Annotated in this window: 10 protein-coding genes; 4 read left to right on the forward strand and 6 right to left on the reverse strand. The window is 59.7% G+C overall.

What is annotated here, in order from left to right; all coding sequences use genetic code 11:
* Positions 1–188: 188 nt before the first annotated feature.
* From V8P86_RS10000 to V8P86_RS10010, 3 genes are all read right to left on the reverse strand, one after another.
* Positions 189–1,871 (reverse strand): sensor histidine kinase, encoded by a 1,683-nt coding sequence (locus tag V8P86_RS10000; RefSeq protein ID WP_336327120.1) that lies wholly within the window; start codon positions 1,869–1,871, stop codon positions 189–191.
* A 328-nt stretch (positions 1,872–2,199) separates the two neighbouring features.
* Complete coding sequence (locus V8P86_RS10005; RefSeq protein ID WP_336327121.1) at positions 2,200–2,373, reverse strand: hypothetical protein; 174 nt, start codon at positions 2,371–2,373, stop codon at positions 2,200–2,202.
* A gap of 246 nt (positions 2,374–2,619) precedes the next feature.
* Complete coding sequence (locus V8P86_RS10010) at positions 2,620–2,844, reverse strand: hypothetical protein (protein WP_336327122.1); 225 nt, start codon at positions 2,842–2,844, stop codon at positions 2,620–2,622.
* A gap of 172 nt (positions 2,845–3,016) precedes the next feature.
* Between V8P86_RS10010 and pdhA the strand changes: the two genes are divergently transcribed.
* Positions 3,017–4,150 (forward strand): pyruvate dehydrogenase (acetyl-transferring) E1 component subunit alpha, encoded by a 1,134-nt coding sequence (gene pdhA / locus V8P86_RS10015; RefSeq protein ID WP_336327123.1) that lies wholly within the window; start codon positions 3,017–3,019, stop codon positions 4,148–4,150.
* Between the two features lies 1 nt (position 4,151).
* Here the strand turns inward: pdhA and V8P86_RS10020 are convergent, their stop codons facing one another.
* On the reverse strand, positions 4,152–4,958 hold the full coding sequence (locus V8P86_RS10020; RefSeq protein ID WP_336327292.1) for an HD domain-containing protein: 807 nt from the start codon (positions 4,956–4,958) through the stop codon (positions 4,152–4,154).
* Positions 4,959–5,113: 155 nt separating this feature from the next.
* Entirely contained in the window at positions 5,114–5,593 is a 480-nt protein-coding gene (locus V8P86_RS10025; RefSeq protein ID WP_336327124.1) for a redoxin domain-containing protein, read from the reverse strand.
* Between the two features lie 133 nt (positions 5,594–5,726).
* Between V8P86_RS10025 and V8P86_RS10030 the strand changes: the two genes are divergently transcribed.
* Positions 5,727–6,032: a Sec-independent protein translocase subunit TatA/TatB gene (locus V8P86_RS10030; RefSeq protein ID WP_442909381.1), complete on the forward strand. Its 306-nt coding sequence runs from the start codon at positions 5,727–5,729 to the stop codon at positions 6,030–6,032.
* A 75-nt stretch (positions 6,033–6,107) separates the two neighbouring features.
* Here V8P86_RS10030 and msrB read toward each other — a convergent pair whose 3' ends face one another.
* Positions 6,108–6,512: a peptide-methionine (R)-S-oxide reductase MsrB gene (gene msrB / locus V8P86_RS10035; protein WP_336327125.1), complete on the reverse strand. Its 405-nt coding sequence runs from the start codon at positions 6,510–6,512 to the stop codon at positions 6,108–6,110.
* Between the two features lie 139 nt (positions 6,513–6,651).
* Here msrB and V8P86_RS10040 point away from each other — a divergent pair, with 139 nt between their 5' ends.
* Together V8P86_RS10040 and V8P86_RS10045 are read left to right on the forward strand one after the other, a co-directional pair.
* A complete protein-coding gene (locus V8P86_RS10040; protein ID WP_336327126.1) occupies positions 6,652–7,749 on the forward strand; it encodes a mandelate racemase/muconate lactonizing enzyme family protein in 1,098 nt (365 codons plus the stop codon).
* Between the two features lie 32 nt (positions 7,750–7,781).
* Positions 7,782–9,347: an aldehyde dehydrogenase family protein gene (locus V8P86_RS10045; RefSeq protein WP_336327127.1), complete on the forward strand. Its 1,566-nt coding sequence runs from the start codon at positions 7,782–7,784 to the stop codon at positions 9,345–9,347.
* Positions 9,348–9,409 lie beyond the last annotated feature (62 nt).

A 9,409-nucleotide genomic window follows, 5' to 3' on the forward strand; every position in this document is an offset into this window, starting at 1 on the left:
GCAGTGAAACTGACGCGGTTCCTGTACCGAGGCCCGTTAGTGTCACAGTCATCTCACTGTGTGTGAGAAGCGTCTCACACATCGAAGCAAAACGGCCACGTTCAGGGTACGAGCAGCGCGTGATCAGATGTCACGAAACTACCCAACCACTCTGTGACTGGCTACACCCTCGTTGTACTGTCTGCGCGTCAGTCCTCGATGCGGAGGGTGATACTGGTTCCGCCCTCACCAGCGTCGTACTGGATTGTGCCATCTATTTCGTCGACCACCATGGTGACGATCCAGAGGCCGAGGCCACTCCCGTGATTGAGGACATCTTCATATCCGCGTTCAAGGACGGTCACCTCGTTGTTCGGAATGCCGGGGCCGTTGTCGTCGATCTTGATCACCACGCTGTCGGCGTTGTCTTCGAGTGAGACTCGAACCTCGGCGTCGTCGTCTGGATTGTGTTCGGCAGCGTTCTCGACGAGATTTTCGAGTGCGTGTGTGATGTCGGGGGTCACAGAAAGCGAGCACGATGGTGGACAGTCGACCGTGAAGGTGGTCTCGGGATAGAGTTGTTCGTACTTGGCAACGATCTCGGTGATGAGATCTGACAGCTCCACCGGCGTCGTCCGGCCGCGATGCTCCACAATCTCTTTCATGACGCGTGCTTTGTCGCTAATTGAGAGCAGATCATCAGCGGCAGCAGCGGCAACACGCGCCCGACTCTGTGTTTCACCATCGAGTTGGTCGACCAACTCCCGATTGTTCGCCTTGATGACGTCGACCTTATTGCGAATGTTGTGTCTGAGCGCGCGGGCGAGAATCTGGTTAAGCAGGTCAAAGTTCTCTTGTTGTCGCCGCCGGGTCGTCAGATCACGAGCAGTTACCGCGAGTCCCTGGCTATCACCGAACGAATCGAGTGGTTCGGCGTACAGTCGGTAGATCCGGTCCTCGCCGTCGTCGGTGAGTGTGACCTCTGTTTCGCTCTTCACGGGATCCTCCAGTGGCAAGACAGTTACAACCGCCTCCGGAAGCACGGTGTCGGCGTTGCGACCGGAGGTGAGGTCCTCGAAGGTCGCACTCGCCGACGCGTTGAAATCTACGACCTTCTGTTCCGGGTTCAGCACGATCACCGGGGCAGTGATTCCGTCGATCACGTCGGACATATCGACCGGCGTGTATCCGAAGAGATCGTAACGGTACAGACCGACCACATAAGAGACACCGACTCCTGTCACGGCCAGCGCAGGGTAATCGACGCCAGAAACAGCGTGTGGGATCGACGACTCGAACACTTCGGTGAGGATTGCGCCGGACGTTGCAAGGAAGATGAGCACGATCTGCCATCCCTGTACGTAGTTCGCGGTCAGCAGCTTGTACAGAATCAACCCAGAGCCGATAGCAAATGCGGCCAGTCCGAACACTTCGACGACCTCGGAGGGTAAGGTATCGGTCCACGTGACGAAGACAAACGGGTCGTCGATTATTCTCGGGTTCGTGCTCGTACGGACTGCAATCGGCGGAAACGATTCCACGGCGAGCATAGCCACTGCCATCCCGCCCAGCGGGTATGCGACCATCCGGCTGGTGAGTATCTCACGGTAGCCAGCGTAGACCGCAGCAAAGTAAAACCAGACGAGCGTCATCAGCACCTGGAAGAACTGCTCGATCAGGTGTAATTGCCACGCGAGTGAGACTGGGCCGACGATTCTGAGGAGGACGGTTGCGTTCCATGCAACGGTGACTGCGAGGAACACGAACAACGCCCGCGCGGCGTACTGGTCTCGTCTACGGTATGTCCAGACAGCACTCCCGATGCCGAGGACAAACGAGAGACTGAACACGAGTACGTGCCAGAAAAACACGCTACCGGATTGGGGGAGCATGACGTGGTGGAGGGGTCAACGGCAGTACGTATGATCGTATCTGCTGCTATCACATAATACTTAATTACCGAATGATTCCCGAAAGTCCAGTATTGCCACGACTGGCTACATCTTCCGCGATGAGGAATCTACTGTGGTTGACGGCCAGAACGGTGTTTTCCGGACACACTCCGTCTGGAACTGACCACACTAAGACACGTCACAAGGCCGGCCAGCCACAGTACAATGGCAAAAACGACAATTCCAGTTTCGTATAATGCTATCCCAACTCCAACGTCGGCAACTGCCAATGCCATCGGATACAGCCAAGACACGCTTTCTGAGACAGTCATCGGTACGAATCCAGGTCGACAACTGTGTCGGCGTCGACGGTCATCCACTCAGTGGGCGGTATGGTGTCGTCCGCGTCTCGACTACTGACGAAGGTGATTGTTCCGGTGTCGGCGTCGGTTACTACTTCGATATCACCAGCGTGGCCCGGAAAGGTGCGTATCGTGGACATCGTACTTACAACTCTGTCCCCACTTACAGTGTAAGCTCGTGCTAGGCATCACGAATCGTCTCTATATCGTGTCTAGCTATCCAGACAGGCAATGGGGCTGCTCGAATACCATTGCCCCTTGTCAGCAAATTTCTTGTACGGTAATTCTGACAGCCTTTCGATAAGCAGCGGATCCTGCCAGTTATCTAGTGGCCAGTATTGCTCAGCGATTCCAATCCATCACTCCCTCTCCTAATCAAATAGACGTTAGTTTCCGTCGAGCAAGTCGTCGATCGTCTCCGATACGTCCCCGTCCTGCTGAATATCGAAGGTTTCGCTCAGGCCGGCCGCTTCGATGGCGTCTTCGAGTTCCCATCGCGTCACTCCGCTCTGTTTTGCGGCCTCGTGAAGGCTGGCGTCGGTGAGTGCGAAGATGCCAACGGCTGTCGCGATGTCATCATCCACGTCGTCTCCCGCCCGATTTACGCCCATGTCTCCTCATAACAGTACCGGCCGGTATGTATTTTGCCCATACGCGAGGATTTTGTCAGACTCGACTGCACGCATATTTCGGCGACGGACGGAGTGTCGCCCTCGTGTCTGTCCCCGTCCTATCAAGTAGACGAGAAAAACAATTTTGCGACTGGGAAGCGACCCCATCTGTATGACAACGACCGGGAGTCTGCCGGGTGAGTCCGATCTGGTGCAAGTGTTAGACAGGGACGGATCCGTCCGTGACGACGCGACCGTACCGGACCTCTCCGAGGAGCAACTCGTCGAGATGTACGAGCAGATGAAATTCGCCCGGCATCTCGACGAGCGGGCGGTGACGCTGCACCGGCAGGGACGGATCGGGACCTATCCGCCGCTCGCCGGCCAGGAGGCCGCACAGGTTGCCTCCACCCACGCGCTCGCTGACGACGACTGGATCTCCTATCAGTATCGCGAACACGGTGCCGCTGGGGTCCGCGGGATGTCCTACGAGTATCTCCTCTACTGGATGGGGTACGAGGAGGGCAACGGCCACCTGGCAGACGACTACATCTTCCCGATGAACATCTCTATCGGGAGCCAACTCCCGCACGCCACGGGGATGGCGTGGGCCTCGAAACTCAAAGGCGACGACAACGTCGTCATGTGCCACTTTGGAGAGGGCTCGACCTCGGAAGGCGATTTCCATGAGGGGCTGAACTTCGCGGGCGTCTACGACGTGCCGGCGATTTTCTTCTGTAATAACAACCAGTACGCTATCTCTATCGGCCGGGAAAACCAGACAGCCAGCGCGACCATCGCTCAGAAAGCCCACGCCTACGGGTTCGAGGGGAAACGCGTCGACGGGATGGATCCGCTGGCAGTGTACGCAGTGACCAAAGAAGCCGCCGAGAAAGCCCGCGACCCCAACGCTGAGCCGCCGGAAGATATCGGTCGCGCGGGCCGTCCGTCGCTGATCGAGGCGGTGATGTATCGACTCGGCGCACACACCACTGTCGACGACCCGGATGCCTACCGGGAAGAGGAAGAAGTCGAGCGCTGGCGTGAGTTCGATCCGATCACACGCTACGAAACCTTCCTCCGTGATCGCGACCTGATCGACGACGAGCAGATCGAATCGATCGAGGAGGAGGTTGGAGATGAGGTGGCGGCGATGATCGACGAGGCCGAAGCGGCCGAACCGGACCCGATGGCGATGTTCGACCGTCCGTACGAGACGCCGACCCCGCGCGTGCAGGAACAGAAGGAGTATCTGGCTGATCTTCGCGAGCGCCACGGCGACGACGCGCTGACCCGAGACGAATAAGTTAGAGTTCGATCCGCTCGACGATCTGATCCTCGTTGTCGTCGTGAGAGTTGATCGCGACGATCCGCAGATACTCTTCGAGCCCGGAGTCTTCGACTTTCGCCTTGAGCAGATTGTCCACCTGGAAGACGCCCGCGGCGTTGGTCATGGCGATTTCGACGAGCACGGTCGGTCCGGACACGTCACGAAGCATGACTCGCTCGATGGCCTGGCTGGAGACGGTGTTGATTCCCCGTCCCCCCTGTTCGTAGGGTTGGCGTGAGCGACCGCGCTCCATATCCAGAGCGTCCGAGACGCGGACGACGCCGGCTTCGAGCGTCAGCGGGTCCTCTTCGGTGTGATGGCAGATGATCGCGTGCAGAACCTCGCCTTTCATCCGGACGCGGTCACCCAGATCGTAGAACTCCTCCAGGATGCGGTCGAGCATATCGGCCGCCAGCGGAATCGAGTAGTAGGGATGGTCGTCGCGGTGGACGACGTGTCCGATGTCGTGCAGCGTCGCCGCCAGCGCGATAATGACCGGTTCGTCGGCCTCGTCGAGACCCTGCTCGCGCGCGCCATTGAACTCGACACCGCCGCGTTTGAGCAGTTCGTACAGCGAGAGCGCGCGGTTGCGGACGATTTCGATGTGTTTGGGCCCGTGATCGTTGTACTGCTTGCGGGCGACGGGATTGACGTTTTGGGCTTCGAGGTAGACTTCGATCTCCTCGTCAGATTCGATGAACGCGAGAACCTCGTTGAGTCGTTCGTCGGGGAAAGCGTGGTCGCGGTCGGGGTCGTACCGTCGTATTTCCTCACCACCTTCCATCGAACTCTCTATGTCGCTGTCACTGTCGATTTCCCGACTTAGTTCGTCGACTCGCTGGTCAGTGCTGTCGGACGGGTCGCTGTCACGCGTCTCGGGGTTGTCAGTCATGCCCGGACCTACGACAGCCGATCAAAAAAGACCGCGGGTGAACGGGATTAGTTTGCTGCGGCCGCTGCGGCCTCTTCCACTTCGTCGTAATCGGGTTCCAGACCGGGATTGTCGCCGACCCACGCGTAGGTGACCGTCCCGGACCCGTCGATGACGAAGACTGCCCGCTGGGCGAGTTCGTCGATGCCGTACTGGTCGAAGCCAGTCACGATATCGTACTGTTCGATGACCTCTCGGTTCGCGTCGCTGATGAGGTCGAATTCGAGTCCAAGTTTGTCACGGAACTCGTTGAGCGTAAACGGCGAGTCGACGCTGACGCCGTACAGCGTCGCGCCAGTGTCCGTGAGTTCTGTCAGTCGATCCTGGAACGTATTCATTTCGTGGCTGCAGACGCTGGTGAACGCGCCGGGGAAGAAGGCGAGGACGACTGGGCCGTCCTCGAGTGCCTCCGAGAGATCGAACGTTTCGATGTCGCCGTTTGCGAGCGATGCCGTGAATTCTGGTGCCTTGTCACCTTCGGAAACCATATAATCCCGTTCGGAGCGGACTTTCATCATGGTTTGGATTGTGGTTACTGGCCAGGTAGGGAGTTGATACTCTCCCAACACCCTGTTACGAGCAAAAAGACTATAATCGGCACTCGGTAAGACACAAATAGAAATGGCTACGACACTCGTGCCCCTCTTCGGGCCGATCCCCGGCGGAATGGAGATGTTCGTCATTCTCCTGATCGCAGTCCTACTGTTCGGTGCAAACAAGATCCCGAAACTCGCCCGCTCGACTGGGCAAGCGATGGGAGAATTCCAGAAGGGCCGCCAGCAGGTTGAACAGGAACTCGAAGAAATGGAAGAGTCGATGGACCCCGAAGCCGACGTTGCTCCGGAAGACGACTCGACGGTCGACCTCGACGAGGAGGACCCTGACGAAGACTTCGAACTCGACGACGAAACCCAGAGTTCGAGCTAACACCGGCCATTTTCTGTCTCCGCTTCGTCCTTCGAGAACCCTCTCTACAGCCCTCGAAGCAGTAATAAAAAAGCGCTATTCGTCCGGCTCGAATTCGAGTGAGACGGAGTTGATGCAGTACCGCTTGCCGGTCGGGTCCGGCCCGTCGTCGAAGATGTGTCCGAGATGGCCGCCGCAGTTCGCACAGACGGCCTCTGTCCGGCGCATCCCGTGGCTCGTGTCGACATCTGTCTCGATGTTGCCTTCCTGGTAGGCATCGTAAAAACTCGGCCATCCGGAGCCAGAATCGTACTTTTGCTCGGAGTGGAACAGTTCGGCACCGCACCCGCTACAGTGGAAGGTCCCAGCCTCTTTGGTATCGAGCAGTTCGCCGCTGAACCGCGGTTCGGTCCCCGCTTCCCGGAGAATGTCGTACTCCTCGTCGGTCAGAATCTCACGCCATTCGTCCTCGGACTGTGGCACGTCCTCTTGCTGACTCATAATCACTCGTTGGGGCTGGATACGTATAAATTCGGTCTGTCTCCCACATTCGCTTACCCCTGAATTTCGACAACACGTATAAAGACCCGCACCTGTCCGTCCCAACCGTTAGGGACAAGCCCGGTGATGTATCGGTGGAATGCAAATTACGGGTGTCACCCAACATCACGTCAGCCATCCACTCGACGGCGCCTTCGAGCCGACGTGGATTCCGGGCTACGCACAGCACTCCCACGAGGCCGAAGTGTTCGAGGTGGAGACTGACGCCGGAATTACGGGCGTGACGGCAAGTCCGAGTTTCGCGGGCGGGCTGGAGTACGAGACGCCGCTCAGCCTGTTCTTACAGGGGGAGGATCCGCACGATATCGAGTCGATTATGGACAAACTGGCAGGTGTCGACCTCGTCGGCCCGCGGCCGTGGCACATCGAACTCGCGCTGTGGGACATCATCGGCAAAGATGCCGGCAAGCCGGTCTACGAACTACTCGGTGGATCGGCCGAGTCCATTCCCGCGTACGCGAGTACGGGGCAGATTCTCCCTGCCGACGAGCGAATCGACCGCATCGAGACCCGCCTCGACGACGGATTCGAGGCCGTCAAACTGCGAATCACCGACCCCTCTGAGGTCGACATCGTCCGGGAAGTCCGGGAGGCCTTTCCCGACCTGACGCTGATGGTCGACGCCAACAAGGGCTGGGCGGTGAGGGTCATGGAGGAGGAGGAGACGTGGACGGTCAAGGAGGCTGCCGCGGTCGCCCGAGAACTGGAAGATATCGGCGGTATCGAGTGGTTCGAGGAGCCCTTGCCTCGCCACGACTACGACGGCTACGCTCGCCTCCGGGAGATGACCGACGTTCCGATTGCCGGCGGAGAGTTCAACGGCAACCCCGGTGAACTGCATCAGTTCCTCGACCGCGAGGCACTGGACGTGCTCCAGCCAGACGCGGCGCTCGTGACGGGGATCAAACGCGCCGTCGAGGTTGCCGGCCGTGCCCGCGAGGAGGGAGTCAGATTCGTCCCACACACCTGGACCAACGCCATCGGCTTCGCGGCGAACCTGCACGTGATGGCCGCCGTCGATGCCGCCTGGTGTGAGTTCCCCCACGACGCGCCGTGGACGCCCGAGGCGTGGGCCGCGGTGATCGAAGAGCCCTTTACGGTCTCAGATGGACTGGTCCGGCCGCGGGACAGACCCGGACTGGGCGTCGAACTCGACCGGGACGTGATCTCAGCATAACTCGACAAGTGACCGAGGAAAACACAGAACCAATGCAAGAGCGATACTACGACGATAGCTACGAGGTGGCACAGTCGGTCCGAGAACGACACCGAGAGGCGGCCGAGGAATCACTCCCACGCGAGGAGTACGGCCTACTGATCGACAGCGAGTGGGTCGACTCCGAGGGGGGTTCCGAAGGCGTTGCAATCGATCCAACGACTGGCGAGGAACTTGCGACGGTCCAGGTCGGCACGAGTGCAGACGTGGATCGGGCAGTCGAGGCCGCCCAGAGCGCGCTCGGTGGCGCGTGGGGCCAACTCTCACCGAAACAGCGAGGCGAGAAACTCGACGAAATCGCGGACCGACTCGAAGAGATGCAGACCGAACTGGCGAAGTTGGAGAGTCTGGAGGCGGGCAAGCCCAACATGCACTCTCGCTTTGTCGACGTGGAAATCGTCGTCGAGCAGTTCAGACACTTCGCAGCAATCGCCCGCACGGCCGACGCCGGTCGCGTCGTCCCGACGGAAGATCAGAAACACACGGTGACCAAACGGGAACCGTACGGCGTCGTCGGTGCAATCTCTGCGTGGAACTTCCCCGCGATGTTCGTCGCCTGGAAACTCGGGCCTGCGCTGGCGGCGGGCAACGCCGTCGTCTTCAAGCCCGCCTCGAAGGCGGTGCTCTCCTCGCTGGTGATCGCGCGCGTCTGCGACCGGGTCCTTCCGTCCGGAACCGTGAACGTCGTCACCGGGCCGGGAAGCGAGGTCGGGACGGCGATTTCAGAACACGAAGGGATCAGTAAGGTCACTCTGACCGGGTCGAAGTTCGCAGGCGTCCAGACACTGAAGGGTGCGGCCGAGACCATCACACCCGTCTCTGTCGAACTCGGCGGCAAGAGCCCGAACATCGTCTTCCCCGACGCCGACCTCGACAAGGCCATCGAGGGGACGATGGTGAGCATCTTCTTCAACTCCGGCCAGCAGTGTACCGCCGGGTCACGGCTGTTCCTCCACGAAGATATCCGCGAGGAGTTTCTCGACCGACTGAACGATCGCATCGCCGACTTGCAGGTGGGCGACCCACTCTCCCCGCGGACTGACATCGGTCCGATGATCGACCACGAACACGCCCGAGAAGTCCGGGAGTACATCTCGGGAGCCATCGACGAAGGCGCGACGGTACGGGTCGGCAACGAGAGCGACGAGAGCGACGCAGGCGGCGCGGACAGCGACACCGCGGGCGCACCCTTCGTCCACCCCACCGTCGTCACGGATATCGATGACGACGACGCCATCTCCTGTGAGGAGGTCTTCGGCCCCGTGCTGTCGGTGTTCGAGTTCGAAGAACGCGAGGAAGTGATCGAGCGGGCCAACGATACCCAATTTGGCCTCGCCTCGGGTGTCTGGACCGAGGATCTGGAGACGGCCCACGCCGTCGCGAACGAACTCGAAGCCGGCACGGTCTGGGTGAACACCTACAACGACCTGCTCGACCCAGCCCCCCACGGTGGGTTCAAAGAGAGCGGAATGGGTCGCGAACTCGCCGAGGAAGCCCTGCAGGACTACTCACAGGTCAAGACGGTGAAGATGAACTTCGGAGGGGTGCCCAAGTTCTGAAGACGGCTGCCGTTGGTCGTCTGAAACTCCCGGACAGCAGCGGCACTCTCAATTCCTGACAG

Source organism: Halovenus anhuiensis (genome assembly GCF_037080055.1).
Taxonomy (GTDB): domain Archaea; phylum Halobacteriota; class Halobacteria; order Halobacteriales; family Haloarculaceae; genus Halovenus.

Bases quoted from the DNA above. Each gene is read 5' to 3' on its own strand.
- V8P86_RS10000 (WP_336327120.1), bottom strand. From the start codon at position 1,871: ATGCTCCCCCAATCCGGTAGCGTGTTTTTCTGGCACGTACTCGTGTTC.
- V8P86_RS10005 (WP_336327121.1), bottom strand. From the start codon at position 2,373: ATGTCCACGATACGCACCTTTCCGGGCCACGCTGGTGATATCGAAGTA.
- V8P86_RS10010 (WP_336327122.1), bottom strand. From the start codon at position 2,844: ATGGGCGTAAATCGGGCGGGAGACGACGTGGATGATGACATCGCGACA.
- pdhA (WP_336327123.1), top strand. From the start codon at position 3,017: ATGACAACGACCGGGAGTCTGCCGGGTGAGTCCGATCTGGTGCAAGTG.
- V8P86_RS10020 (WP_336327292.1), bottom strand. From the start codon at position 4,958: ATGGAAGGTGGTGAGGAAATACGACGGTACGACCCCGACCGCGACCAC.
- V8P86_RS10025 (WP_336327124.1), bottom strand. From the start codon at position 5,593: ATGGTTTCCGAAGGTGACAAGGCACCAGAATTCACGGCATCGCTCGCA.
- V8P86_RS10030 (WP_442909381.1), top strand. From the start codon at position 5,727: ATGGCTACGACACTCGTGCCCCTCTTCGGGCCGATCCCCGGCGGAATG.
- msrB (WP_336327125.1), bottom strand. From the start codon at position 6,512: ATGAGTCAGCAAGAGGACGTGCCACAGTCCGAGGACGAATGGCGTGAG.
- V8P86_RS10040 (WP_336327126.1), top strand. From the start codon at position 6,652: ATGCAAATTACGGGTGTCACCCAACATCACGTCAGCCATCCACTCGAC.
- V8P86_RS10045 (WP_336327127.1), top strand. From the start codon at position 7,782: ATGCAAGAGCGATACTACGACGATAGCTACGAGGTGGCACAGTCGGTC.